Origin of the sequence: Gordonia marina (assembly GCF_052036135.1) — a bacterium.
Classification (GTDB): domain Bacteria; phylum Actinomycetota; class Actinomycetes; order Mycobacteriales; family Mycobacteriaceae; genus Gordonia.
In genome coordinates this window covers 180,698-206,200 of record NZ_JBPSDN010000004.1, presented here as the reverse complement: position 1 = coordinate 206,200, position 25,503 = coordinate 180,698, and the positions used below count along the sequence as shown (strand labels likewise).

General features: G+C 70.6%; 21 protein-coding genes. 8 read left to right on the top strand and 13 right to left on the bottom strand.

The features are described 5' to 3' along the window. Positions 1-727: 727 nt before the first annotated feature. The 3 genes from meaB to ACSEEN_RS03875 are packed head-to-tail and all read right to left on the bottom strand — an operon-like array spanning position 728 to position 5,886. Positions 728-1,729, bottom strand: coding sequence for a methylmalonyl Co-A mutase-associated GTPase MeaB (gene meaB, locus ACSEEN_RS03885; RefSeq protein ID WP_440712357.1), 1,002 nt, complete (start codon positions 1,727-1,729; stop codon positions 728-730). A gap of 8 nt (positions 1,730-1,737) precedes the next feature. Continuing rightward, entirely contained in the window at positions 1,738-3,996 is a 2,259-nt protein-coding gene (gene scpA, locus ACSEEN_RS03880; protein WP_247867842.1) for a methylmalonyl-CoA mutase, read from the bottom strand. A gap of 6 nt (positions 3,997-4,002) precedes the next feature. After that, on the bottom strand, positions 4,003-5,886 hold the full coding sequence (locus tag ACSEEN_RS03875; RefSeq protein ID WP_440712356.1) for a methylmalonyl-CoA mutase family protein: 1,884 nt from the start codon (positions 5,884-5,886) through the stop codon (positions 4,003-4,005). Positions 5,887-6,012: 126 nt separating this feature from the next. Here ACSEEN_RS03875 and ACSEEN_RS03870 point away from each other — a divergent pair, with 126 nt between their 5' ends. From ACSEEN_RS03870 to ACSEEN_RS03860, 3 genes are all read left to right on the top strand, one after another. Further along, a complete protein-coding gene (locus tag ACSEEN_RS03870; RefSeq protein WP_440712355.1) occupies positions 6,013-6,735 on the top strand; it encodes a TVP38/TMEM64 family protein in 723 nt (240 codons plus the stop codon). Between the two features lie 76 nt (positions 6,736-6,811). Next, positions 6,812-7,396 carry a helix-turn-helix domain-containing protein gene (locus tag ACSEEN_RS03865; RefSeq protein ID WP_440712354.1) on the top strand — a complete coding sequence of 195 codons (585 nt, stop codon included), beginning with the start codon at positions 6,812-6,814 and terminating at the stop codon, positions 7,394-7,396. After that, on the top strand, positions 7,393-7,950 hold the full coding sequence (locus ACSEEN_RS03860; RefSeq protein ID WP_247867845.1) for a hypothetical protein: 558 nt from the start codon (positions 7,393-7,395) through the stop codon (positions 7,948-7,950). The genes ACSEEN_RS03865 and ACSEEN_RS03860 overlap by 4 nt, the downstream gene beginning before the upstream one ends. A 108-nt stretch (positions 7,951-8,058) precedes the next feature. Here the strand turns inward: ACSEEN_RS03860 and ACSEEN_RS03855 are convergent, their stop codons facing one another. Both ACSEEN_RS03855 and ACSEEN_RS03850 read right to left on the bottom strand, forming a co-directional pair. Continuing rightward, positions 8,059-8,994, bottom strand: coding sequence for a hypothetical protein (locus tag ACSEEN_RS03855; protein ID WP_247867846.1), 936 nt, complete (start codon positions 8,992-8,994; stop codon positions 8,059-8,061). 31 nt (positions 8,995-9,025) lie between these two features. Further along, positions 9,026-9,853: a DUF3097 domain-containing protein gene (locus ACSEEN_RS03850; RefSeq protein ID WP_247868002.1), complete on the bottom strand. Its 828-nt coding sequence runs from the start codon at positions 9,851-9,853 to the stop codon at positions 9,026-9,028. 69 nt (positions 9,854-9,922) lie between these two features. Between ACSEEN_RS03850 and ACSEEN_RS03845 the strand changes: the two genes are divergently transcribed. Continuing rightward, a complete protein-coding gene (locus ACSEEN_RS03845; protein ID WP_247867847.1) occupies positions 9,923-10,717 on the top strand; it encodes an Rv1486c family protein in 795 nt (264 codons plus the stop codon). Positions 10,718-10,721: 4 nt separating this feature from the next. Here the strand turns inward: ACSEEN_RS03845 and ACSEEN_RS03840 are convergent, their stop codons facing one another. From ACSEEN_RS03840 to ACSEEN_RS03805, 8 genes are all read right to left on the bottom strand, one after another. Beyond that, positions 10,722-11,762: a ferrochelatase gene (locus tag ACSEEN_RS03840; RefSeq protein ID WP_247867848.1), complete on the bottom strand. Its 1,041-nt coding sequence runs from the start codon at positions 11,760-11,762 to the stop codon at positions 10,722-10,724. Next, positions 11,759-12,595 carry an NADH-dependent enoyl-ACP reductase InhA gene (inhA, locus tag ACSEEN_RS03835; RefSeq protein WP_440712353.1) on the bottom strand — a complete coding sequence of 279 codons (837 nt, stop codon included), beginning with the start codon at positions 12,593-12,595 and terminating at the stop codon, positions 11,759-11,761. The genes ACSEEN_RS03840 and inhA overlap by 4 nt, the downstream gene beginning before the upstream one ends. Before the next feature lie 28 nt (positions 12,596-12,623). Further along, positions 12,624-13,349, bottom strand: coding sequence for a 3-oxoacyl-ACP reductase FabG1 (fabG1, locus tag ACSEEN_RS03830; protein WP_247867850.1), 726 nt, complete (start codon positions 13,347-13,349; stop codon positions 12,624-12,626). 16 nt (positions 13,350-13,365) lie between these two features. Continuing rightward, a complete protein-coding gene (locus tag ACSEEN_RS03825; RefSeq protein WP_440712352.1) occupies positions 13,366-14,358 on the bottom strand; it encodes a VWA domain-containing protein in 993 nt (330 codons plus the stop codon). Next, positions 14,358-15,290 (bottom strand): DUF58 domain-containing protein, encoded by a 933-nt coding sequence (locus tag ACSEEN_RS03820; RefSeq protein WP_440712351.1) that lies wholly within the window; start codon positions 15,288-15,290, stop codon positions 14,358-14,360. Before ACSEEN_RS03820 ends, ACSEEN_RS03825 begins: the two co-directional genes overlap by 1 nt. Beyond that, entirely contained in the window at positions 15,277-16,491 is a 1,215-nt protein-coding gene (locus ACSEEN_RS03815; RefSeq protein WP_440712365.1) for an AAA family ATPase, read from the bottom strand. Before ACSEEN_RS03815 ends, ACSEEN_RS03820 begins: the two co-directional genes overlap by 14 nt. 144 nt (positions 16,492-16,635) lie before the next feature. Next, positions 16,636-18,066: an NlpC/P60 family protein gene (locus ACSEEN_RS03810; RefSeq protein WP_247867853.1), complete on the bottom strand. Its 1,431-nt coding sequence runs from the start codon at positions 18,064-18,066 to the stop codon at positions 16,636-16,638. Positions 18,067-18,332: 266 nt separating this feature from the next. Then, positions 18,333-18,932, bottom strand: a complete 600-nt coding sequence (locus ACSEEN_RS03805) for an Rv1476 family membrane protein (protein WP_247867854.1) — start codon at positions 18,930-18,932, stop codon at positions 18,333-18,335. 225 nt (positions 18,933-19,157) lie between these two features. Here ACSEEN_RS03805 and ACSEEN_RS03800 point away from each other — a divergent pair, with 225 nt between their 5' ends. The 4 genes from ACSEEN_RS03800 to ACSEEN_RS03785 are packed head-to-tail and all read left to right on the top strand — an operon-like array spanning position 19,158 to position 25,489. Then, complete coding sequence (locus ACSEEN_RS03800; RefSeq protein WP_283255296.1) at positions 19,158-21,971, top strand: aconitate hydratase; 2,814 nt, start codon at positions 19,158-19,160, stop codon at positions 21,969-21,971. A gap of 7 nt (positions 21,972-21,978) precedes the next feature. Beyond that, the gene (locus ACSEEN_RS03795) at positions 21,979-22,548 is read left to right on the top strand and encodes a TetR/AcrR family transcriptional regulator (RefSeq protein ID WP_440712350.1); all 570 of its coding nucleotides are present in this window, start codon (positions 21,979-21,981) and stop codon (positions 22,546-22,548) included. Positions 22,549-22,578: 30 nt separating this feature from the next. After that, on the top strand, positions 22,579-23,796 hold the full coding sequence (locus tag ACSEEN_RS03790) for a hypothetical protein (RefSeq protein ID WP_440712349.1): 1,218 nt from the start codon (positions 22,579-22,581) through the stop codon (positions 23,794-23,796). A gap of 55 nt (positions 23,797-23,851) precedes the next feature. Continuing rightward, a complete protein-coding gene (locus ACSEEN_RS03785; protein WP_440712348.1) occupies positions 23,852-25,489 on the top strand; it encodes a glycosyltransferase in 1,638 nt (545 codons plus the stop codon). The last annotated feature ends 14 nt before the right edge of the window (positions 25,490-25,503 follow it).

Here is a 25,503-nt window from a genome sequence, read left to right as displayed (position 1 = left end):
GGACCGCCGCCACCTTCTCCTCCGGGCTGTAGCGCCGCGTCTGCGGCTTCCCGGGAACCTGTTCCTTCGGCATGTACTCATCCTCGTTTCCAAGGTCACGAGCCTCCAAAGAACCCAGTGCGGTTCAGTTTCGTATGAAGTTTGTGATCGGATCGAGAGTCCGTATTTGTTGAGTGAGTCGCCATTCATTGTGAGCTTCACATCGGCAGCGTGAAGAACCTCGCCCGACGAGTACATCGCCCCCAATGCCACACGCCCGTCATCGCCCTTGTAGCAGAGGACCATCTTCCGTTCCGCCCGGGATGTGCCAGTCCAGCCGAATTCGACAGCGCCCGGCACGGTCGCTTTCACGCTCGATTCGGCCGGTGCGGTCGCACCGTCGCCGTCTGGTCCATCGGAACTGCCACTCGCGGAGGAATCAGTACCGCAACCTGAGAGGAGAACGCCAGTGATGAGTGCCGCTGCCAGAGCACCCGGCCGGTACTTCGAGGCAGCCAGGTGGGAAGAGCGGCAGGTGCAGAGGGTCGCGTGAGACAACGTGGCTCCAGACAATTCGGACGAAAAGTACTTCGGAGACTACCGGTGAAGCCGATGGATTCCGTCCGGCCGGGGCGGGTGAGGATGCGAATTCAGCCGTTCGGACGACCGCTCCCTTCGACAGGCGCGGCCTCCTGAGGCACACGGCACCTGCCGGCAAGCTCAGGGACGGTCCGGGTTCAGGAGCGGCTCACCTCAGGGTGTGAGGTGGCTCTGCCGCGGCCACGATCTGTTCGGCGGCCAGCGCCGGGGTGAGGGTGCCGTCCAGGATGCCGCGCTCGGCGGCGGCCCGGACCTCGCGGACGTGCGGGTCGGCGTCGAGCCGGGACAGAATGGCCTCCTGGACCATCTGCCACGTCCAGGCCACCTGCTGGCGGGCGCGCCGCCGGTCGAACTCCCCCGCCTCGGTGAGCACCTTCCGGTGATCGAGGATGGCCTGCCAGTACTCGTCGACGCCGCGGTTCTCCATCGCACTCATGGTGAGCACCGGCGGCGTCCACAGGGCGTCGTGCGGATAGATCAGGCCGAGGGCGTTGCGGAGTTCCCGGGCGGCGGCGCGGGCCTCGTTGACGTGTTTGCCGTCGGCCTTGTTGACCACGACGATCTCGGCCAGTTCCAGGACGCCCTTCTTGATGCCCTGGAGGGAGTCGCCGGTGCGGGCGAGGGTGAGGAAGGTGAAGGTGTCGACCATGCCGGCGACGCTCACCTCGGACTGCCCGACGCCGACGGTCTCGACCAGCACCACGTCGTAGCCGGCGGCCTCGACCAGCACGATCGTCTCGCGGGTCGCCTTGGTGACGCCGCCGAGCGTGCCCGAGGTGGGCGACGGCCGCACGTACGCCTCCGGCGCCGCCGACAGCTGTCCCATCCGGGTCTTGTCGCCCAGGATGGAGCCGCCGGTGCGGGTCGATGACGGGTCGACGGCGAGCACCGCGACCCGGTGACCGAGGTCGATCAGGTGCATACCGAGCGCCTCGATGGTGGTCGACTTCCCCACCCCGGGCACGCCGGTGATCCCCACCCGGAACGACTTCCCCGAGTCGGGTGTCACCGCCAGCAGCAGCTCCTGCGCCTTGGCCCGATGCTCCGGGCGCGTCGACTCGACCAGGGTGATCGCGCGGGCCAGCGTCGACCGGTCCCCGGCGCGGACCCCGTCGGCGAGCGCGCCGACGTCGATGGTGCGTCGTGCCATCTCCCGGATCAGCCCGCGTCCGGCAGGGCCAGGTCCAGCTCCAGCTCACCGGCGAGCTTGCCGATCAGCTCCACCGCGGCGTCGGCGATCACCGTGCCGGGCGGATAGATCGCGGTCGCGCCGGCCTCGTAGAGGTCGTCGAAATCGCCCGGCGGGATCACCCCGCCGACCACGATCATGATGTCCTCGCGGCCGACGTCGGCCAGTGCCTTCTTCAGGGCCGGGACCAGGGTGAGGTGTCCGGCGGCCAGCGACGACACGCCCACCACGTGCACGTCGTTGTCGGAGGCCTGGCTGGCGACCTCCTCGGGCGTGGCGAACAGCGGGCCCACGTCCACGTCGAAGCCGAGGTCGGCGAACGCGGTCGCGATCACCTTCTGCCCGCGGTCGTGCCCGTCCTGCCCCATCTTGGCGACCAGCACACGCGGACGACGGCCCTCCGCCTCGGCGAACGCATCGACGACGGCGATGGCGCGGTCCACGTTGCTCACGTCTTCTCCCACCTCGTGCCGGTAGACGCCGCTGATGGTGCGGATCTCGGCCTGGTGCCGGCCGAAGACCTTCTCCATGGCATCGGAGATCTCGCCGCCGGTGGCGCCCGCCCGGGCGGCGTCGATGGCCAGCGCCATCAGATTGTTGTCCAGGTCCGATCCGCCGGGCTCACCGGCCGCACGGGTCAGGTTCGCCAGGGCGGCCTCGACCGCGGCCGAGTCCCGCTCGGCGCGCAGCCGGGCCAGCTTCTCCAGCTGCTCGGCGCGCACCTTCGAGTTGTCGACCTTGAGGACCTCGATCTCCTCGTCCTCGTCGACCCGGTACTTGTTGACGCCGATCAGCGGCTGCTGGCCGGAGTCGATGCGCGCCTGGGTGCGCGCGGCGGCCTCCTCGATACGAAGCTTCGGCAGGCCCTCGTTGATGGCCTGGGTCATGCCGCCGGCGGCCTCGACCTCGGCGATGTGCGCCCGGGCCTTGTTCGCCAGCTCGGCGGTGAGCCATTCGACGTAGTTGGACCCGGCCCACGGGTCGATCGGCCGGGTGGTGCCCGACTCCTGCTGCAGCAGCAGCTGGGTGTTGCGGGCGATGCGCGCCGAGAAGTCGGTCGGCAGCGCGATCGCCTCGTCGAGCGCGTTGGTGTGCAGCGACTGGGTGTGCCCCTGCGTCGCGGCCATCGCCTCCACGCAGGTGCGGGCGACGTTGTTGAACACGTCCTGCGCGGTCAGCGACCAGCCCGAGGTCTGCGAGTGGGTGCGCAGCGACAGGCTCTTGGCACTCTTCGGCTCGAACTTCGCGACCAGCTCGCTCCACAGCAGCCGCGCCGCGCGGAGCTTGGCGACCTCCATGAAGAAGTTCATCCCGATGCCCCAGAAGAACGAGAGGCGCGGCGCGAACTTGTCGATGTCCAGGCCCGCGTCGAGCCCGGCGCGGATGTATTCGACGCCGTCGGCCAGCGTGTACGCCAGCTCCAGATCGGCCGTCGCCCCGGCCTCCTGGATGTGGTAGCCGGAGATCGAGATGGAGTTGAACTTCGGCATCTTCTGGCTGGTGAAGGAGAAGATGTCGGAGATGATCCGCATCGACGGGGCCGGCGGATAGATGTAGGTGTTGCGGACCATGAACTCCTTGAGGATGTCGTTCTGGATGGTCCCGGCCAGCTTCTCCGGCGGCACGCCCTGTTCCTCGGCGGCCACCACGTAGAGCGCGAGGATCGGCAGCACCGCGCCGTTCATCGTCATCGACACCGACACGTTGCCGAGGTCGATGCCGTCGAACAGCTGGCGCATGTCGAGGATCGAGTCGATCGCGACACCGGCCATGCCGACGTCGCCGGCGACGCGCGGGTGATCGGAGTCGTAGCCGCGGTGGGTCGCCAGATCGAAGGCCACCGACAGGCCCTTCTGGCCGGACGCGAGGTTGCGGCGGTAGAAGGCGTTCGACTCGGCGGCGGTGGAGAAGCCGGCGTACTGGCGGATGGTCCACGGCTGGTTGACGTACATCGTCGGGTACGGGCCGCGGATGAACGGCGCCTCGCCGGGAATCGAGTCCAGCGGGTAGCTCTCGTCGGCGGCCGTCGCGTCACGGGCGGCGCGGGTGTAGACCGGGGCGACGTCGATCTGCTCCGGCGTGTGCCAGACGGTCTGCTCGGGCGTGTAGCCGTGCGTACCCGCGAGGGACTCGACGAGGCTCTCGGTCTGCGTCGTGGTCGGTGTGGCGGTGAGCTCACCGAGGCCGAGTTCGACGTCGGCGAAACTTGGGATGCTGTTGTCGCTCATGGTGATTCAGGCCCCCGCGGTCGCAGTGGTGAGGATGTCGAGAAGTTCGGTCAGCGTCCCGACCGCGTCGATCCCGGCACGCAGCGAGCCGTCCGGGCGGTCGTCGCCGTCCGGCCATTCGCTCAGCGGCCCGGCGAGCAGAACGCGGCCGATCCCGGCGGCGCGGGCGGCGGCCAGGACAGCGGGTCCGTCCGAGGCGTAGCGGGCCTTGGTGCCGCAGAGGACGGCGATCGGACCATGCTGGTCGAGCGGAGTCGAGACCTCTATCGTTCCCGGGTTGATCGCCTCGATGCCGCCCGCGCCGAGCAGATTGCTGACGAAAGTGGTGCGGCCGTTGTGCTCGGCCACGCTGCCCAGCGGCAGCAGCAGGACGCTCGGGCGGACCTCCTGGGCGTCGGCGCGATCACGCAGTTCCTCGAAGCGCCGGGCCACCCGGGCGAGCCCCGGCGTGGCGGTCGGCAGATCGGTGCTGTCGGCGAGGGCCGCCGCGAACGCGGCTTCACCGAGGTTCGGGAACTCCGAGACGCCGGTGACCGGCGCGCTGCGGTGCGCGACGGCCTCGTCGCGCAGCGCCAGTGCGTCGCCGATCCACCGCGCGATCGCGCCCTGATCGAGCGCATCGGCGTATCCGCCGTGCGCCTCGGTGTCGGTGAAGACCGCCCAGCCGGCCGACGCGAGATCGTCGGTGAGGGATTCCACGAACCATGAGCCGCCGGCCGGATCGAGGACCCGGCCGATGTTCGACTCCTCCAGCAGCAGCAGCTGGGTGTTGCGGGCGATGCGGGCCGAGAACGACGGACTCGACGAGCGCGCGCCGGTCGGCAGCGCCGCGTCGTAGCCGAGCACCGTCACCTGGTCGGCGCCGCCCACCCCGGCGCCGAACGCGGCGACGGTGGTGCGCAGCATATTCACCCACGGGTCGCGCTGGGTGAGCATCGACAGATCGGTCACCGCGTGGGTCAGCGCGGCGCCGGCGTCGGGCACTCCGAGGACCTGGGCGACGCGTGCCCACATCAGCCGCAGGGCCCGGAGCTTGGCGATGGCGGCGAACTGGTCATCGCTCACCGAGACGGCGAAGCCGATCTGGCCGAGGGCCTGTTCGGTGGTGAGCCCCGCGGTCGTCATGTCGCGGACGTGGGCGACGGCAGCGGCGACCAGCAGGCCGAGTTCCTGGGCGGCGGTGGCGCCGGCCTGCGCGAAGTCGGTGCCGTCGACCCGGAAGGTGCGCACCCGTTCGGGGACATCGATCGCCAGTGCGGCGGCCTGCGTGGCGGGCACGGCGGGCCGGCCGGAGAAGGCCGCGGTGTACGGCGACAGGCCGAGGCTGTGGGTGGTGCCAAGCAGCGGCGGCGCCTCCTGGGGCGGCGCCGGACGATCGGCGAGGACCTTCAGGAATTCGTGGGCCACGGCGATGCCCTCGGTGCCGGCGTCCAGGGTGACCGGCATCAGGTCGAGGTACACGCCGTTCAGGACGGTACCCAGCTCGCCGTACTTCACGGCCGGGCCGACGGCCAGCCAGATGCCGCTGGCGCCGGACCCGGCGGCATCGAGGATCGTCTCGTTGACACCCTCGACGCTCTGGCCGGGCAGGTCGCCGAAGCGCTCGGTGACGCGCCAGCCCTGGTTCACGTCGCGCGCCGGATCGGCGCCGCGGACGAACGGGAAGGCGCCGGGCAGGCCGCGCTCACCGGTCTCGTCCTTGCGGGTGTAGAGCGGGCGGACCACCACGTCGTCGTCGCGGGTCTGCGTGGAGAGCAGCGCTTCCGGGGTCGCGGGCAGATCGGCGGGATCGCATCGGCGCCCCTTCGCCAGGACTGCCGCGGCGGCCGTCGACCACCGGGTGTAGTCGTCGTCGAGCTGCTGCCTGGTGTGCGTGATGTCGGCCGTCATGGCTTGCGGGATCCTCCATGGTCGCTGGACTGTGCGCCCCCATGCACAATATCGGATCTGTGTTCGCGGCCACGCGCGGTCCATCGTGAAGCGGGCCACTCGCCGGCACTGCCTAGACTTACCGAGGTGATCCTCCCCCGTCGTCCCCGCGCCGTCGAGGAACCCGTCGACCTGGCCACCGGCACGGTGGCGCCGGCCCCGGCGGGGGCCGGGCGGGTGACCGTCTGGCGGGCGGTGGGCGGACTGGCCGTGGTGGTCGCCGTGCTGGCGGCGGCCTACTTCGCGCCGCTGCCCTCGGTCGGCCGGGTCCGCGAGTGGTCGGACGCGGTGGGCCCGTGGTTCGTGGTGCTGTTCTTCCTGGCGTACGCGGTGGTGACCATCGCGCCGGTGCCGCGGACCGCGTTCACCGTGACCGCCGGCGTCCTGTTCGGCCCGGCGGTCGGTTTCACCGGCTCGATGCTGGCCACCACGTTCGCGGCGGTGGTCGCCTTCGCGCTGGCTCGCCGGCTGGGCCGCGCACGGGCGCAGCGCTATCTCGATCGCGCGGTGTTCGCGGCCATCGAAGAACGACTGGAACGCCGCGGCTGGCTGGCCGTCGGCTCGCTCCGGCTGATCGCGTTCTGCCCGTTCTCGGTCCTCAACTATGCCTCCGGGCTGTCGTCGGTGCGGCCGATCCCCTACACGGTCGCCTCGGTGCTCGGCACCATCCCGGGGACCGCCGCCGTGGTCTTCCTCGGCGACGCCCTGGCCGGTCAGGCGAGCCCGGTGATGGTCCTGGTCTCGGGCGGGCTGTTCGCGGTCGGCGTGATCGGGCTGATCGTGGACGCGCGGATGCCGGTCAAGTCATGAGGCTTGATATTCGGAGATCAAGCCTCAATACTTGATTAGAGGCATTCAAGCTTCAGGACTTGAATCGAGGTCAGTCATGTTCGTGATCACCGCAGACCAGCGATCCAGCCGTACCGACTTGGACCGAGTGCCGCATCTGCTGGACCGCTTCCGCGACACGGTCGCGGTCCGGGGTTTCGATCGGACGGCCGGTGACGAGGTGGAAGCGATCTTCGACGACCCGGCGGTCGTCGCCACGGTGGCGGTGGACCTGGTCTCCTCGGGCCATTGGAGCGTCGGCATCGGCGTCGACGACGTCGAGCAGCCGCTCCCGGAGCAGACGCGCGCCGGCCGCGGGCCGGCCTTCGAGGCCGCACGCCGGGCGGTGGAAGCGGCCAAGGGCCGGCGGGTGCCGTTGCAGGTGGCCGGTCCGTCGGCCTGGTGCCAGAGCGCGCAGACGGCGGCATGCCTGCTGGTCGACCTGCTGACCGCGCGGAGCCCGGCGGGCCGGGAGGCCGTCGCCCTGGCCGCGGCCGGATTGACACAAGCCGAAGCCGCTGAGCGCCTGGGCATCTCGCCGCAGGCGGTATCGCTGCGATTGCGGGCCGCTCGCTGGGATCTCCAGCCGGACGCGGAGAACCTGACGGTACGGCTGATGACGATGTGCGAGGAGGACCGATGACCGCCGTGGTGCTGCTGGTGGTGGCGATCGTGATCGCGGTGGTGGCGGCCCCCGGCCGGGCACGACTCGCCGCCGACGACACGTACCCGGATCGTGTCGTGCGCGGCGCCGATCGCGTCCTGACCGCGGTGATGGTCGTGCTGCTGGCCGCCGCGGCGATCGTCGCGGCCGTGGGCTCCGCGCTGCCGGCATACGACTTGATCGCCGGCCGGGTGGTGGCGGTGATCGCCGCCGCGGTGACCGGCGGACCGGTGGTCCGGACGGTGCTGGCCATCGGTGGCATCCCCACCCGCAACGACAACTACGACGACCCGGCGCCGGATCCCCCGCTGCGCGGCGGCCGCGTGATCGGCCTGCTGGAACGGACCGGGGTCGCGGTCAGTCTGCTGCTCGGGTGGCCGGCCGGGATCGCGGTGATCCTCGGGATCAAGGGCCTGGCGCGCTTCCCGCAACTGCGCGAACACCATGCCAGCGAGCAGTTCATCCTCGGCACCTTCGCCTCGGTGCTCTGGGCCTGTGCGGCCGCCGGGATCGGCGTGCTCCTGGGGCGCTGATCGCGCCCCGCGCGGATCGGCCGCAGAACACCGGCCGAATACGGCGCACCGAGGGAATATCGCCGCCCGCGGCGCTGAGGCGGCCGATGTTCTGAGGGACCGGACGCGTCAGAAGATGTCGTACCCACCGCTGCACCCGGTGTAGTAGCTGACCACGGGGTTTCCGGTGTCGACCGAGGCAGCGAGGATCAGCTCGAACACGGCGAGGTCGTGGTCCAGTTCCGGCATCGTGAGATCACGCGTCTCAACCCGCAGCGATGTCTCCAGCGGCATGTCCGGTCCCCTTCTTCTGGCCTGGGCCGGAGTGAACGAGAGTCGCGGTGCCCATCGCCAGACGGCGCCCGGTGTACCGGGTGGTATGAACACCGTCCGATACATCCGGTACCCGCCGAATTCGACCGAGACCGCGCTGTCTTGGAGCACCTCGACGGTGGTCGACCGGATACGCTCGGCGCCGCTCCCGAGGTCTCGGACGACGACCTCGACACCCGAGACTCCGATTTCGCCGATCTCGCCCGCTGTGCTTTCCGGGTACGCGTCCTGGGAGACGCCGATCCGGGCGAAGTCACGTTCGCCGCGAAAACCTGCTCCATCGACGGGACGCGACGCTTCACCTTGCTCATCGATCACGATGCGCGTCTCCATGCTGGTCGGCAACGCGCACAGCGCTCGCAGTTCCGACAGCGCGACCTCCGCCTCGTGGGCCTCGACGAGGACCTCCGCCATCGCACTGGCGGGCCGGTGAAGCACGTCCGCGATGTGGCGGTACGCGGGACGTGTCAGCAGATCCTCGACCAGATCGCTCGACCACTCTCGGCGACGTCCGTGGTAAAGCTCTTCCCACACCTGCATGTCCGTATGCTCACACGCCCGCCCAGACCGCCACAGTTGCAGGTATTCCGGTGAGTCCTCCGGCGAAGCATCGACCACCCGCTTGACGTTGCCGAACCGGTCGAGATCGAGCCTCTCCGGCGGAAGCGGAGGTTCGGAGGTGCGGCCTTCCCGGAAGCACGAACATGCGACGTACAGCAGTCCTTCACTCATGTGCCAAGCATGGAACACACCTACGACAGGGCTACTCCGGCGGCTCGGTGACGAAGTCGATCAGTTCCTCGACGCTGCGGATCAGCGGGACCTCGAGGTCGCGGAAGCTCGAGACGGCGCCCAGTACCCGGCGCCAGCCGTCCTGCGGGGTGCCCCAGCCGAGCTCCTCGCAGATCCCGGTCTTCCAGTCGGTGCCGCGCGGGATGGTCGGCCAGGCCGCGATCTTGACCGCGGACGGCTTCACCGCCTCCCACACGTCGATGTAGGGGTGGCCGCAGACCAGGACGTTCGGACCCACCTCGGCGGTCAGCTTCGCCTCCTTGGTGCCCGCGACGAGGTGATCGACCAGCACCCCCGCCCGCCGATGCGGGGCGGGCTGGAAGTCGGCGAGCGCGTCGTCGAGGTTGTCCAGGCCGTCGAGGCTCATCACCACGACCCCCTCGGCGCGCAGATCCTCGCCCCAGACCCGCTCGAGCAGCGTCGCGTCGTGCACGCCCTCGACGAAGATCCGGCTGGCCCGGGCGGTCCGCGCCCGCTGCTTGGGCAGGGCCCGTGAACCGGACGCGGTCTGGATCCGGCTCGGCTGATTCGGTCCGCGGCCCCGTGGCCGGACGAGCGTGACCGGCTTGCCGTCGATCAGGAACGCCGCGGGATACGCGTGGAACACCCGGGTCGCGCCGCGCCGGTCCTCCAGGCGCACCATGTCGGCGGCGTACGTCTTCTCCCAGCCGACCACCGCGCCGCAGTAGCCGGTCGCCGCGTCCTCGACCACCAGGCCCATCTCCCCGGCGACCTCGGGGGCTTTCGGCTTCTGCCTGCGCGGCTGCGCCAGTACGTCACGTCCGTAGCGATCGTCCATCACGGGTGCTCAGGGTAGGCGACGCGGACGCGATCGGCGGTGCGACGCTCCGCGTATCGTGGTGACGTCATGTCTAGATCACTGCCGGAATCCGGTCACGCCCTGCTGCGCGCCTGGCCCGCGTCGGCGCTCGCCCTGTGGGCCGCCGCCTGGCGTGCCGGAAGCGCCGCGCCCGACGACGTCCTGCACACCCTGCACGACTACGCCCAGGTGCACGACGTCGATGCGGCGCCGGGCGCCCCGATCGCTTCGGGAGCGAGTGCCCTGGAGCTGATCCGCCTGGTCGGTGAGGCGCCCGCGGCCGCGGTGGTGTTTCCCGCGCCCGGCGATGCGCAAGGACTCGGTCCCGGCCTGCTCGACGCCGAGGTGCTCGCCACCGCCGAGGTCCTGCTGATCGCCCGTCCCGGCGGCACCCCGCTGTCGATCACCGCCCGCGGCACCGCCGAACGCTGCCGCTGGACCGTGCGCGTCGTGGAGCAACCGCTCGACGTCGAAGCGCTCGGCGGCGACCGCGGCGTCGGCGAACTGGAATACGAGCTGCGCGAGGCCGTCGGCGAGGCGGCCGCGGTGATCGCCGGACTGACCGGTCCCCGCTCGTCGGGCCCGGCCGATCTGCGCGATGCCCTCGCCGCCCGCACTCGGGCCGGTCTGCTGGACCTGCCGCCGCACGACCGGCCGCGCGTGGACCGGATCCTCGCCACGGCCGCGCAGATCGACGCGATCGTCGATCTGGCCGGCGGTGACCTCGGGGCGTCGGCGGCGCAGCTCGACACCGCCGACACCGAACTCCGCCGGCTGTCGGCGCTGACCCGCCGAGCGCGGGCCGGCGCGATCAACACCCTGCTGCGCGACTATCGCCGCTGACGGATCAGTGCGCGGGGCGGCGGCGCGGCGGCTCGCAGCAGCCCGGCCGGCACACCGTGCCGTTGTCGCCGCAGCCGAAGGCCTCGAGGTCTCCCCCGCCGCCGGCATAGCGTTCGATCAGGCCGGCGACCATCGAGAGAAACTCCGGATCGGTGCCGACGGTGTCGGCGCGCACGTATTCGAGGCCGAGCTCCGCGGCCAGTTCGCGGGCCTCGTGGTCCAGGTCCCACACCACCTCGAGGTGGTCGGAGACGAAGCCGATCGGGAACACGATCACCCGGCCCACGCCCTGCTCGGCGAGGGCTTCCAGATGGTCGCAGATGTCCGGTTCCAGCCACGGCACCTGGGGCGGGCCGGACCGGGACTGCCAGACGACGTCGTAGTCGTCGATGCCCAGCTCGGCGGCGACCCGCGCCGAGGCCTCCGCCACCTGACGCGAGTACAGGTGACCGCCGCCCGGCCCGGACACCCCGGCCGCGGCATCGGCCGACACCGGGATCGAGTGGGCGGTGAACACCAGCCGGGCGGGCGGGCCGTCGCTCACTTCGGCCTGGGCGCGGCGTACCGCGCTCACTCCGGCGGCGAGGAAGCCGGGCTCGGACCAGTACTGCGGCAGCTTGCGCAGCACCATGTCCCCGCTGTCGTGACCGGCTTCTTCGAGGGCCCGCGCGATGTCCTCGTGATACTGCCGGCACCCCGAGTACCCGCCCCACGCCGAGGTCGGGAAGACCAGCGCACGACGGTGCCCGTCGGCCCACATCTGCGTGACGGCGTCGGCGGCGTACGGCGTCCAGTTCCGGTTGCCGAAGTAGATCGGCAGGTCGACGCCGCGGGTGCGGAGTTCGGCCTGCAGCGCCGCGATCATGTCGAGGTTGAGCCGGTTGATCGGCGACACCCCGCCGAAATGCAGGTAGTGCTCGGCGACAGCGTCGAGGCGCTCGGGCGGGATCCCGCGGCCCCGGGTGACGTTCTCCAGGAACGGGCGGACGTCGTCCGGGCCGTCGGGCCCGCCGAACGAGAGGAACAGCAGTGCCGTGAAGGTCACTGGTTGAGGAGGTTCTCCGGGAACCAGGTGTTGTGGCTGGCACCGCCGTCGACGTAGACGATCGAACCGGTGGTGGCCGGCAGCCAGTCCGACAGCAGGGCCACGACGCTCTTGCCGACCGGGGTCGGATCGTCGACGTTCCAGCCGATCGGCGACGCGCCGTCCCAATACTCGTTGAGCATGTTGAGCTTCTTGGCGTCGTCGGTCGCGGTGCCGGAGATCGCCTTGGCGGCCAGCGTCTTGATCGGGCCGGCGGCGACCAGGTTGGAGCGGACGTGCTTGGCGTAGCCCACCTCGCGCGCGACGTACCGGTTGACCGACTCCAGCGCGGCCTTGGCCACGCCCATCCAGTTGTAGTCGGGCATGGCGGTGCGCGGATCGAAGTCCATGCCCACGATGGAGCCGCCCTCGTTCATCACCGGCAGCACGGCGCGGGCCAGCGAGGCGTAGCTCCACGCGGAGATCTCGAAGCTCTTGGCGACGTCCGGGCCGGGGCCTTCCAGGAAGGGCAGCGCGTCCGGACCCATCAGGGTGCGCGGGGCGAAGGCGATCGAATGGACGACGCCGTCGACGCCCTGCGGGGCCAGCGCCCGGACGGCGTCGGCCAGTGCGCCGAGGCTCTCCTCGTCGGTCACGTCCAGCGGAATCGCGTCGGGCACCTCCTGCGGCAGCCGCTTGGCGATCCGGTTGATCAGCCGCAGCCGCTCCGGGATGCCGGTGATGATCACGGTGGCGCCGGCCTCCTGCGCCTGCGCCGCGGTGGCGAAGGCGATGGAGGCATCGGTGATGATGCCGGTCACCAGGATGGTCTTGCCTGCGAGGATTCCGCTCACGAGAGATGTGCTCCTTGAAGTAGAGAGGTCAGTGGCCCATGCCGAGGCCGCCGTCGACGTTGATCACGTTGCCCGTGACATACGCCGAATCGTCGGATGCGAGGAAGCTGACGACGGCCGCGACCTCTTCCGGCTGGCCCATGCGCTTGGCCGGAATGGCCTGGTCGACCGCGGTCTTGGTGTAGTCCTCGGGCAGCGCGCGGGTCATGTCGGTGTCGATCAGACCGGGCGCCACCACGTTCGCGGTGATGTTGCGGCCGCCGAGCTCGCGGGTCACCGAGCGGGCCAGACCGATCACGCCGGCCTTGGATGCCGCGTAGTTGGCCTGGCCGGGCGTGCCCATCAGGCCGACCACCGAGCCGAGGTAGATGAACCGGCCCCAGCGCTTCTTGAGCATGTCGCGGGTCGCGGCCTTGGTGACGCGGAAGGCGCCGGTGAGGTTCGCATCGATCACGTTCTCGAAGCTGTCGACGCTCATCCGCATGATGAGCGTGTCCTCGGTGATGCCGGCGTTGGCGACGACGACCTCGACCGGACCCTGGTGCTCGGCGACGGTCTTGAAGGCGGCGTCGACGGACTCGGTGTCGGTCACATCGCACTGCACGCCGAACAGCCCCTCGGGGGCGCCGGAGCCGCGGTGGGTCACCGCGACCTTGTGCCCGTCGGCGGCCAGACGCTGGGCGACGGCCAGGCCGATGCCCCGGTTGCCGCCGGTGACGAGGACCGAACGCGGGGTGAAATCACTGTCTGTCATGGTTGTCCAACCTATCTCACGGGAGACGCCGGTTGAGGAACAGGGCTCCGGCGGTTCCGGCCAGCACCAGCAGCGTGCCGCCGATCAGCCAGGGCCGGGAGTCGTCGCCGCGCTGGCGTTCGTAGCCGATCTGTTTGCGCAGCGTGGAGTAGACCTTGTTCAGCTCGTCCAGCGACGACGCGGTGTAGAACTCGCCACCGGACAGGTTGGCGATCTTGCGGAGCGTGTCGTCGTCGACCGGCACCGGCACGCGCTCGGTCTGCCCGTTCGGGCCCGGAAGCTCGACGGTGCCGTTCAGGGTGCCGAACGAGATGGTGGAGACCGGGATGTGCTCCTCCTTGGCCTTACGGGCCGCGGTGAAGCCGCCGCGCGGATCGTCCGGGCTGTCCGGGACGGTCTGCTTGCCGTCGGACAGCAGCACGATGTGCGCGGGCGGGGCCGCCGCCTTGCCGCCGAGCGCCGAGTTCAGGGTCTGGATCTGGTCGAGGGCGGCGAAGATACCCTCCCCGGTCGCCGTCTTGTCGGCCAGCTTCAGCTTGCCCAGCGCGTTCTTGGTGGCGTTGTGGTCGGGGGTCGGCGAGACCAGCGTCGACGCCGTGCCGGCGAACGACACCAGGCCCAGATTGATGCCGGAGGTCAGCTCATCGGCGAACCGCTTGCCCGCGGCCTGCGCGGCCTGCAGCCGCGACGGTGCGACGTCGGTGGCCTTCATCGAGTTCGACACGTCGACGACGAGCATCACGGTGGCCCGGTTGCGCGGGACGTTCCGCTCGGCCTGCGGGCCGGCGAGCGCGACGCAGAGCAGCACCAGTCCCACGGCGAGGATCGCGAACGGGACGTGCTTGAGGCGGCTGCGCTTGGTCGGCGCCACCGAGCGCAGCACGTCGAGGTTGGCGAAGCGCAGCGCCCGGACCCGGCGGCGGCGCATCTCGATGACGTACGCGGCGATCAGCGCCGCGACCAGCAGCAGCGACAGCAGCCACCACGGGTGGGAGAAGAGCCCGCCCATCAGCGCACCCCCGCCGCCCGGCGGCGACGGCCGACGAAGCGCACGGTGTCGGCGATCCAGTCCCGGTCGGTGCGCAGCGTGAGGACGGCACCGCCGCAGCCGCGGAACGCGCCGTCGACCTCCGTGCGGTGGGCCGCGGCGGCGGCGGCGAAGTCGTCGCGCAGGCGCGGGGTCACGTCGATCTCGACGATCTCGCCGGACTCGGCGTCGGCGAGGGTCACCGGTCCCACGTCCGGCAGCGCGACGTCGAGCGGGTCGAGCACCTCGACGCCGAGGAGTTCGTGGTGGGCGCCGATCGCGCGCAGCGACCGGGTCCAGTCGAGCGGGCCGAGGAAGTCGCTGATCACCACTGCCAGGCCCCGGCGGCGCTGCGGGCGGCGAAGCGCCTCGAGTCCGGCGTTCAGGTCGCCGCGCACCCCGGCGGCGCTCCGGTGCGTGGTCGCCAGGGCCTTGAGCAGATTCCGGGCGTGCGCACGACCGGCCCGGGCCGGGATGCGCACCACCGAGTCGCCGGTCACGATGATCGCGCCGTGCCGGTTGCCGCCGCCGGCGGTGAGGTGCACGATCGCGGCGGCCGCGGCGACGGCCAGATCGCGTTTGGTGTGCGCGCCGGACCCGAAGTCGAGGCTCGCCGAGGCATCGAAGACGAACCACGTCTCCAGCTCGCGGTCGGCGATCATCTGCCGCACGTGCGGCTGCGTGGTGCGGGCGGTGACCGACCACTCCATCCGCCGGATGTCGTCCCCGGGCTGATAGGGCCGCGCCTCGCCCGGTTCCGAGCCGGGGCCCGGGATCAGGCCGAGGTGCGCGCCCTGCAGCACACCGTCGAGCTTGCGCCGCACGGTGAGTTCCAGCGAGTTCAGCGCCGCGGTGAGCTGGGGGTCGTCGAGGCGGCCGCCGTGCAGCGTGGGCAGGTCGCTATTGGCCGACATGACCCTCCGGCTGCGCGGCGGGACGCGCCTGCACCTGGGTCGGCTGCTCGGTCGCCGGCTGCGACGAGGCCGCGGACGGCGACTGCTGGACGACCACCATCGACGGCGGCGCGGCCGGTGCCTGCTGCACGGCCGGAGTCTGCTGCACGGCCGGCGCCTGCTGCGCGGGCGCGGGCTGGGCGGGTGCCGCCGGCGGTGCGGGCGCGGCCTGCGGCGCCGGTACCGCCTGCTGGGCGGGTGCGGCCGGTGCCTGCTGCGATGCCACCGGCGCGGCACTGACCTGCGGCAGGCCGACGGTCTGCAGGATCCGGGTGATGATCTGATCCGGGGTCACCTCGTCGGCGAGCGCGTCGTAGCTGAGCACCAGGCGGTGACGCAGCACGTCCGGGATGATCTCGACGACGTCCTGCGGGATCACGTAGTCGCGGCCGCGGATGATGGCGAGGGCGCGCGCGGCGGCGACGATGCCGAGCGTCGCGCGCGGCGAGGCGCCGTAGCTCAGCCAGGTCGCGACGTCGGTGAGGCCGAGGTCGGCCGGGCGGCGCGTCGCGTTGATCACCCGCACCACGTAGTCGACGAGGGCGTGGTGGACGAACACGTTCGCGGCGACCTGCTGCAGCCGGATGGTGGCGGCCGGGTCGAGGATCTGCGACGCGGTCGGCGGGGTGATGCCCATCCGGTAGACGATCTCGCGCTCCTCCTCCACCGACGGGTAGTCGACGAGCACCTTGAACAGGAAGCGGTCGCGCTGCGCCTCGGGCAGCGGGTAGACGCCCTCGTTCTCGATCGGGTTCTGCGTCGCCATCACCAGGAACGGATCGGGCATCGGGTAGGTGACGCCGCCGATCGAGACGTGCCGCTCGGCCATCACCTCGAGGAGGGCCGACTGCACCTTGGCGGGGGCGCGGTTGATCTCGTCGGCGAGCAGGAAGTTGGTCACCACCGGGCCGAGTTCGGTGTCGAACTCCTCGCGGCCCTGCCGGTAGATGCGGGTGCCGATCAGGTCGGTGGGCACCAGGTCGGGGGTGAACTGGACGCGGGCGAAGCTGCCGCCGATCACCGTCGCGAAGGTCTCCACGGCGAGGGTCTTGGCCACGCCCGGCACGCCTTCGAGAAGGATGTGGCCGCGGGCGAGCAGACCGATGAGGATCCGCTCGACCAGCTGGTCCTGACCCACGATGACGCGCTTGACCTCGTACATCGCTCGTTCGAGGAGCTTCACGTCCTCGGGGGTGAGCGTGTTCTCAGCGGCGGGTGAACTCAAACCGGGACTCCTCGGTGGCGGTGGAGCGCGCGGCTCCGTCGATCGGGCTTTGCCGCAAAGCCTACCGGCCGCGGGCGGGGCTCAGGTGAGGCGCACGACGTCGGGCATGGCGCCGTCGGTGCGGACCGGCGAGATCTTGACGACGTCGCCGGACTGCGGCGCCTCGATCATGGTGCCGTCACCCAGATACATCGCCACGTGCTCGCTGGCGTTGGGGCCGTAGAAGATCATGTCGCCGCGCTGCATCTGCGACAGCGGGTAGTGCGGGCCCGCCGTGTACTGGTAGCCGGTGTAGTGCGGCAGGTCGATCCCGATGCCGGCGAAGGCGTAGACCATCAGGCCGGAGCAGTCGAAGCCGACCTTGTTGTAGTCGCCGAAGCTGTCGGCCACGCCGCCGTCGCGGATGCCCAGCGTCGGGCCGTTGGCGTCGCCGCCGCCCCACGCGTACGGCATGCCGAGCTGTGACTTGGCGCGGTTCACGACCAGTTCGACGGCCTGCGGTCCGCGCAGTCCGGGGCGGGCCAGACCGCCGCCCCCGCCGAAGAGCGAGCCGAGCGAGCCGGTGCCGAGTCTGCTGATCGCGTCGCCGGGCGAGGTGCCGCCGATACCGAGTTCGTTGAGGAGATCCGACTGCGGGATCTGCGTGCTGCCGAGCAGGCTGGCGAGCAGCTGCTGACCGGTGTCGACGGCCAGCTTCGCCACCGCGTCGGCGGCCTGCGCCAGCGGGTCCCCGGCTTCGCCCTCGGCGGGGATCGACGGGAGCTTCTTGGCGGCGTCGCCGAGGACGTCACCCGGCGTGGGCGCGGGGGCCGGGACACCGCGCAGCTTGTTCAGCTTGGCGGTCAGCGCGGCGCGCTGCGTCAGCAGGCCGGCGCGCTTGGTCTGCTCGGAGTCGACGGCCTTGCGGGCGTCGTTGACCGCTTCGATCGCCGCGTTGCGCCGGCCGGCGGCGCCCTTGGCCGCGGCCTGGGCCTGCCGCTTGGTCGCGGTGGTCGCCGCGACCCGGTTGGCCTGCTGGTTGCGCACCACTTGCAGCCGCGTTATGGTGGCGCGCTGCTGCCGGGCCACCTGGTCGACGCTGGTCATCTTCTCGAGGACCTTGTCCGGGTCGGACGACGACACGTAGTCGGTCATCGTGCCGAGGTTGTTGCCCTGCCGGTTGACCAGGCGCATCAGGTCGTTGAACTGCTGCTGGGCGGCCTCCACCTGCTTCTGGGTCTTGGCGAGCGCGGACTGGGCCGCATCGTCGGCCGCGGCGGCCACCTGCTGCGCCGCGAGGGCGCTCTGGAAGTCGACGAGCGCCTTGTTGACGTTCTCCTGCTTCGCGGCGACGAGCGACGACAGATCGGCGAGGTGCTGGTCGACGTCGGCGATCTGATTGACGAGGCCGGCGGCGGGCGAGGTCTGCGGATCCGCTCCGGCGGTGCCGGCGGTGAGAGCGCCGACGACGATCAGCGCGCCCACGGCACTGCCGCGCAACGTCCGGCGCGCGGTGCTGGCTGCTTGCTTCAACCGAGGATCTCCCTAACTTAGGCCCATCGCGTAACCCCGGGCGCATCTGCCTCAGCAGTCCGCCTGTCCCCTGGTTACTCAAATGTGTCTACTGCACCGTACGTCACATGAACCACACCGAAAACCCGGGCAACTGAATTACACGGTGGTGATTACCTGCGGAAACGCAGTGAACAGGGCAAAGCGGAGCGCCGAACTCGAATCACAGTTCGGTAACGCCCAGACGGATCCCCGGATCGGGGTCTTGTCAGAGAAGCGGTGGCGGTCTATGCGTCGCCGGCACCGGCCGGTGCGGACGGCTCGGCATCGCCGGCACCGGTGTCGCCGGAGCCGGTGGCGGGCGGAGCCGCCGGGCCGGCGGCGCGCCGGGCCCGCAGCGTCGTCCAGCGGGCGATCACCGCGCCGATCACCACGACGACGATCAGCAGGATCGTCACCACCGTCCAGTTGACGTACGGCGCGGTGGCGCGGTCGTAGATGTGCGCGGCCGCCGCGGCGGGCGCCATGGTCTGCGCCTCGCTCGTGCCGTCCTCGAGCTGCACCCGGCTGAACTCGTTCGACGCGGTGCCCCGGCCGTTCGGTCCCATCACGATCACCGTGCCGCCGACCTGGGTCTGCAACTTGGTCGCGATGTCCCGGTACACGGTGAACGGGCTGTACGACTGGTCCAGGACCACCACGTGCAGGTGGTGACCGTCCGCATCCGCGCGATCGACCACCTTCTGCAGCGCCGGCGCTTGGTCGGCCGGCGCGTAGACGCCGGTCTTCTTCAGCTGCGTGGTGATCGCGGGCAGGTCGAGGCCGGCCCACTGTGCCGTGGTGTCGGCGGGCTTCGCGAGCGTGAAGGTGGCCGGGCCCGGGGTCATGCGGTGCTCCTGACGGACGGGATGGGGACGCGCTCACCTTACGGCAGGCCCGCGGCGCGGTCGTGGCGCGGCGCGTCGTGTTGCCCATAGTCTCCAACCAGTACGCGCGTACTGCTATGATGAGGGGGCAGCAGTCGAGGGCGTTCAGCCCGCTCGCGACTGCTCCGGAGATCCCCCGTCGGCGCAGCCCGCCGGCGAACACGCACAACGAGAGTGGAGCACACCTTGAGCAAGGATTCGTTTGGCGCCCGCGGCAACCTGGAGGTGGGCGACGACTCGTACGAGATCTTCCGCCTCTCGGCCGTTCCCGGCACCGAGAAGCTGCCGTACGCGCTGAAGGTTCTCGCCGAGAACCTGCTGCGTACCGAGGACGGCGCGAACATCACCGCCGACCACATCAACGCCCTCGCGAACTGGGATCCGGATGCCCAGCCGAGCGTCGAGATCCAGTTCACCCCGGCGCGCGTCCTGATGCAGGACTTCACCGGTGTGCCCTGCGTGGTCGACCTGGCCACCATGCGCGAGGCCGTCGCCGCGCTCGGCGGCGACCCGAACAAGGTGAACCCGCTCTCCCCCGCCGAGATGGTGATCGACCACTCGGTGATCCTCGACGTCTTCGGCCGCGCCGACGCCTTCGAGCGCAACGTGGAGCTGGAGTACCAGCGCAACGGTGAGCGTTACCAGTTCCTCCGCTGGGGCCAGGGCGCGTTCGACGACTTCCGCGTCGTGCCGCCGGGCATGGGCATCGTCCACCAGGTGAACATCGAGCACCTCGCGCGCGTCGTGATGACCCGCAACGGCCAGGCCTACCCGGACACCTGTGTGGGCACCGACTCGCACACCACCATGGAGAACGGCCTGGGCGTGCTGGGCTGGGGCGTCGGCGGCATCGAGGCCGAGGCCGCCATGCTCGGCCAGCCGGTGTCGATGCTGATCCCGCGCGTCGTCGGCTTCAAGCTGACCGGTGAGATCAAGCCGGGCGTCACCGCCACCGACGTCGTGCTGACCGTGACCGACATGCTGCGCCAGCACGGTGTGGTCGGCAAGTTCGTCGAGTTCTACGGCAAGGGCGTCGCCGAGGTGCCGCTGGCCAACCGCGCGACGCTGGGCAACATGAGCCCCGAGTTCGGCTCCACCTGCGCGATCTTCCCGATCGACGCCGAGACCATCAACTACCTGCGTCTGACCGGCCGCAGCGACCAGCAGCTCGCGCTCGTCGAGGCCTATGCCAAGGAACAGGGCATGTGGCACGACGCCGACCACGAGCCGGCCTACTCGGAGTACCTGGAGCTCGACCTGGGCACCGTCGTGCCGTCGATCGCCGGCCCGAAGCGCCCGCAGGACCGCATCCTGCTGTCGGAGTCCAAGGTCGCGTTCCGCAAGGACATCCACAACTACGTGGAGGAGAACCACCCGACCCCGCAGAACGGCCTGGACGAGGGCCTGGACGAGAGCTTCCCGGCGTCCGACCCGCCGGCCGTCTCGCCCACCGAGGCCAAGCTGTCGTTCGCCGAGGAGGACTCGGTGGTCCCGTCGGCCGCCAACGGCGCCGAGGGCCGCCCGAGCAAGCCGGTCACGGTGACCTCCGACGGCAACACCTTCGTGCTCGACCACGGCGCCGTCGCGGTCGCCGGCATCACCTCGTGCACCAACACCTCGAACCCGTCGGTGATGATCGGTGCCGGTCTGCTGGCCCGCAACGCCGTGGACAAGGGCCTCACCTCCAAGCCGTGGGTCAAGACCAACATGGCGCCCGGCTCGCAGGTGGTCTCCGACTACTACGAGGCCGCCGGCCTGTGGCCCTACCTGGAGAAGCTCGGCTTCTACCTGGGCGGCTACGGCTGCACCACCTGCATCGGCAACACCGGTCCGCTGCCCGAGGAGATCAGCAAGGCGGTGAACGAGGAAGACCTCACCGTCACCGCCGTCCTCTCCGGTAACCGCAACTTCGAGGGCCGCATCTCCCCCGACGTCAAGATGAACTACCTGGCCTCCCCGCCGCTGGTCATCGCGTACGCCCTCGCCGGCACCATGGACTTCGACTTCGAGACCGAGCCGCTCGGCCAGGACACCGAGGGCAACGACGTCTTCCTGAAGGACATCTGGCCGTCGGCGCAGGAGATCGACGACACCATCAAGTCGGCCATCAACGCCGACATGTTCAGCAAGTCGTACGCGACGGTGTTCGACGGCGATGATCGCTGGAAGGGCCTGAACACCCCGGACGGCGACACCTTCGCGTGGGACGAGAACTCGACCTACGTCCGCAAGGCCCCGTACTTCGACGGCATGACGATGGAGCCGGCTCCGGTCGCCGATATCAAGGGCGCCCGCGTGCTCGCGCTGCTCGGCGATTCGGTCACCACCGACCACATCAGCCCGGCCGGCCCGATCAAGCCCGGCACCCCGGCCGCGCAGTACCTGGACAGCCACGGGGTGGCCCGCAAGGACTACAACTCGCTGGGCAGCCGTCGTGGCAACCACGAGGTGATGATCCGCGGCACCTTCGCCAACATCCGCCTGCAGAACCAGCTGCTCGACGGCGTGTCCGGCGGTTACACCCGCGACTTCACCCAGGAGGGCGGCCCGCAGAGCTTCATCTACGACGCGTCGCAGAACTACCAGAAGGCCGGCATCCCGCTGGTCGTGCTGGGTGGCAAGGAGTACGGCTCGGGCAGCTCGCGTGACTGGGCCGCCAAGGGCACCGTGCTGCTGGGCGTCAAGGCCGTGATCACCGAGTCGTTCGAGCGCATCCACCGCTCCAACCTCATCGGCATGGGCGTGGTCCCGCTGCAGTTCCCGGCCGGCGAGAACGCCAAGACGCTGGGTCTGGACGGCACCGAGGTCTTCGACATCACCGGTCTGGAGAAGCTCAACGAGGGCGTCACCCCGGAGACCCTGAAGGTCACCGCCACCAAGGAGAACGGCGACGTCGTCGAGTTCGACGCGGTGGTCCGGATCGACACCCCCGGTGAGGCCGACTACTACCGCAACGGCGGCATCCTGCAGTACGTCCTGCGGAACATGATCAAGGCCTGATCAGTTCATGCCGAAGGTCAGCGATGACCGGCTTGGCGCGCGCCGTCGGGAGATTCTCGACGGCCCGCGGCATTGTTTCGCCGAGTACGGATACGACGGCGCCACGGTGAAGCGGCTGGAAGAGGCCACCGCGCTCTCGCGCGGTGCGATCTTCCACCACTTCAAGGACAAGGAAGCCCTGTTCCTGGCCCTGGCCCGCGAGGACGCCGAGCGGATGGCCGATGTGGCGGCCCAGGAGGGTCTGGTGCAGGTGATGCGCGACATGCTCGCGCGGCCGAAGGACTTCGAGTGGCTGGGCACCCGGCTGGAGATCGTGCGGAAGATCCGCAGTGATCCGGCCTTCGCCGAGGCGTGGGCGGCGCACTCCGCCGATCTGGAGGCGGTGACGCTGGCCCGGCTCGAGCGCAAGCGCGAGGACGGCAGCCTCCGCAAGGACGTGCCGACGGAGGTGCTGGTGACCTACCTCGACGTCGTCCTCGACGGGTTGATCACCCGGCTGGCCACCGGCCAGTCCACCGACGATCTGCACGCCGTGCTCGACATGGTGGAGGCCTCGGTCCGCGCCCCGATTGGTTAGGCTTCCCTCACCTACGGCTACCATCACGGGGTGGATCGTTCTCCGTCGTCCGTGCGCGCGACCGTGCTGGACCGGATGCACGCCGGCACCCGTGTCTCCGCGGTGGCGGGTCCGCTCGAGCTCCCCGACGAGGAGACCGCGCGGGAACGACTGCTGGCCTTCGCCGCCCTCGGCCCCGCCACCCGGATCGGGCTGCGGCCGGCCGCCGGCCGCTGGCGCTGGCGTCACGATCCGCAGCGGCTCGCCGCCGCGGTGTCCACCGCGGCGCCGCCGGCCGATCCGCTGCGGCTGTTGCGCGGTGCGCGGTCGGCCCGCCCGCTGTCGGTCACCCTTGCCGGGGACTACCTGCTCACCGAGCACGACCACGGCATCGGCGAGATCCAGCTGGCGCTCTACGTCAAGATGGCGGTCACCGGGTTGCTGACGCCGTCGCCCGAGCTGTATCGCGGCGTCGGGGGCCGCCGCGCCGGGCTGGCGACCGCGACCGCCCGTGTCTTCGGCAGCGATCCGCGACGGATCAGGCGGGTGCTGACGATCCTCGAGGGGCTACCCGATCCGATCGAACCGCCGGCGGCGGCACCGGCCTCGGCGGGGCCGGTGCTGCCGGTGAGCGTCGAGACGGCGAGTCTCGACGCGACGGCGGTCGCGGAGATCCGGCGCTGGCGCGACCTCCGCGGTGTCCGCGCGTCGCTCAAGACACTGCTGCTGTGCGGCATGGTCCGCGCGTTCGACGACGCCGGCCTCACCCTGCACGACGACATCGCGATCCCGGTGGATCTGCGCCGCTATCTGAAATCCGGCACCAATCCGCTGGGCAACTTCGTCGCCGGGCTGGAATTCCGCCACCGGCCCGGCGACGACCCCGCCGCGCTGCAACACGCGATCACCGAGACGATCGCCTCGGGGCGGCCGGTGGCGAGCGCGGTCCGCAGCAGCGTCACCGCCGGCTCGATGCTGCTGAGCGGCCGCACCCCGGCGGGCGGGTCGTGGCCGGGACGGCCGCGGCTGCTGTTCTCCGGTATCAACGAGATGGCCGAGTTCCGGCGCTTCGGCTGGCTCGACACCCAGCGTGCGGCCTTCTACGGGCGCGTCGATCCGATGGGACCGGGCGATCTGACTCTCGCCACCGTCGGGGTGCACGGCGCCGTGACCCTGAGCGTGTCGTTCCACCCGGACCGGCTGAACACGGACGTGATCTCCACCGCATTGCGCCGCTTCGCGGACGATCCGGGTTCTCACTTCGGATAAGCATCCCCTAAGCTAGCGAAGGTTTACCTAAGTTCAGCGAATCCGGGAGTCTTCTGTGTCCACCCCCACCACGACCGTGCCGTCACTGTCCGTGGTGATCTGCTGCTACACGCCGGATCGGTGGGTACTCCTCACCGGCGGCATCGATGCGGCGCGCCGGCAACTGGCCGGGTCCGACAGCCTGGTGGTCGTCGTCGATCACCACAAGCGGTTGCACGCCGACCTGACCGATCGGTACCGGACCGACGCCGCCGTCGAGGTGGTGGCGGGGACCGGTGCTCAGGGTCTGTCGCACGCGCGGAACACCGGACTCGCCCACGCGCGCGGTGAGGTGATCGTCTTTCTCGACGACGACGCCGTCGCCGAACCCGGGTCGCTCGACGCGGTCCGGTCGGCGCTGGCCGACCCCGCGGTGGTCGCGATCGGTGGCGCCGTCACCCCCGACTGGGCCGCCGGCGGTCCGCCGGGATGGTTCCCCGCGGAGTTCGGCTGGGTCGTGGGCTGCGACTACCGCGGCATCGCGCCCGGGGGTGCCGAGATCCGCAACCCGATCGGCGCCGCGATGGCGGTGCGCCGCGACGCGCTCATCGGGATCGGCGGGTTCTCGCCGGACCTCGGCCGGGTGGGCACCTTCCCGGCGGGCTGCGAGGAGACCCTCATGGGGATCGCCCTGCGGCGCGCGAATCCCGGTGCCCGGATCGTCCGGGACACTCGCTTCCGCGTGCGTCACGCGGTGCCCGCCGAGCGCGCTCGTCCCGGCTACTTCCTCCGCCGCTGCTATCAAGAGGGCCGATCCAAGGCCGCCCTCGCCGGTCTGTCCAGCACCGGAGAGGCGCTGTCCAGCGAGTCCTCGTACGTGGCCACCGTTCTGACCAGCGGTTTCATCAAGCATCTCGGTCATCCGTCGCGCGCCCTGGCGCTGATCGCCGGTTTCCTGTGGACGGCCGCGGGCTATGTCTCCGGGACCGCGCACACCCTGCTTCATCACCCGCTCCGAAAGGGAAACATGTCGTCGTCGATCGCCGCCCTGCTGCGCGTCCCGCGAACGTCCCGCCTCGCCGCCCTGGCCCTGCTGCTGTACTTCCTCGCCGAATGGATCGTGTCCGCCTCGTGGCGCGGGGCGTTCGAGTACCGGTGGACCCGCTCGGGGGAACTGGGCATCCCGTTCTGCGGCGCGCACGGCGACATCGCGTGCAGTGCGATCTGGCCGGTGATGAACGCCGGGATGATCCTCACCGGGCTCGCGATCATCGTGCTCGCGGCCTCCTGGCGCGCCCTGGCCTGGGTGCCGAACCCGGCGACCGCGGCACTGACGGTCAGCGGCCTCGGCCTGATCGGCGCCGGACTGATCACCGAGCGGATCAGCTACCCGGTGCACATCACCCTGATGAATGTCTTCGTGGCGTTCGGGGCGGCGGGATGTCTGCTCATCGGGGTCTCGGCGTCCACCCGTCTGCCCGGATCCGGGCGCACCGTCCTCGTCGTCGCCGGCGCCATCGCCGCCGTGGCGTTCTTCGCCCTGACCGGTGGTCTCACCAGCTGGCTCGGGCCGGGCGGCACCGAACGCGCGGCGATCTACGCGCTGCTGATCGGTCTGCTCGTCGCCGGGGTGCGCGGCGCCGCCCGGATCGCCACCGATCCGCCCGAGGCGGCCACGGAAGGACTCGAGGTCCTCGCGGAGGCGGGTCGTTGATCGCCCACCGGGGA

Bases quoted from the DNA above. Each gene is read 5' to 3' on its own strand.
- meaB (WP_440712357.1), bottom strand. From the start codon at position 1,729: ATGGCACGACGCACCATCGACGTCGGCGCGCTCGCCGACGGGGTCCGC.
- scpA (WP_247867842.1), bottom strand. From the start codon at position 3,996: ATGAGCGACAACAGCATCCCAAGTTTCGCCGACGTCGAACTCGGCCTC.
- ACSEEN_RS03875 (WP_440712356.1), bottom strand. From the start codon at position 5,886: ATGACGGCCGACATCACGCACACCAGGCAGCAGCTCGACGACGACTAC.
- ACSEEN_RS03865 (WP_440712354.1), top strand. From the start codon at position 6,812: ATGTTCGTGATCACCGCAGACCAGCGATCCAGCCGTACCGACTTGGAC.
- ACSEEN_RS03860 (WP_247867845.1), top strand. From the start codon at position 7,393: ATGACCGCCGTGGTGCTGCTGGTGGTGGCGATCGTGATCGCGGTGGTG.
- ACSEEN_RS03855 (WP_247867846.1), bottom strand. From the start codon at position 8,994: ATGAGTGAAGGACTGCTGTACGTCGCATGTTCGTGCTTCCGGGAAGGC.
- ACSEEN_RS03850 (WP_247868002.1), bottom strand. From the start codon at position 9,853: ATGGACGATCGCTACGGACGTGACGTACTGGCGCAGCCGCGCAGGCAG.
- ACSEEN_RS03845 (WP_247867847.1), top strand. From the start codon at position 9,923: ATGTCTAGATCACTGCCGGAATCCGGTCACGCCCTGCTGCGCGCCTGG.
- fabG1 (WP_247867850.1), bottom strand. From the start codon at position 13,349: ATGACAGACAGTGATTTCACCCCGCGTTCGGTCCTCGTCACCGGCGGC.
- ACSEEN_RS03825 (WP_440712352.1), bottom strand. From the start codon at position 14,358: ATGGGCGGGCTCTTCTCCCACCCGTGGTGGCTGCTGTCGCTGCTGCTG.
- ACSEEN_RS03820 (WP_440712351.1), bottom strand. From the start codon at position 15,290: ATGTCGGCCAATAGCGACCTGCCCACGCTGCACGGCGGCCGCCTCGAC.
- ACSEEN_RS03815 (WP_440712365.1), bottom strand. From the start codon at position 16,491: ATGTACGAGGTCAAGCGCGTCATCGTGGGTCAGGACCAGCTGGTCGAG.
- ACSEEN_RS03805 (WP_247867854.1), bottom strand. From the start codon at position 18,932: ATGACCCCGGGCCCGGCCACCTTCACGCTCGCGAAGCCCGCCGACACC.
- ACSEEN_RS03795 (WP_440712350.1), top strand. From the start codon at position 21,979: ATGCCGAAGGTCAGCGATGACCGGCTTGGCGCGCGCCGTCGGGAGATT.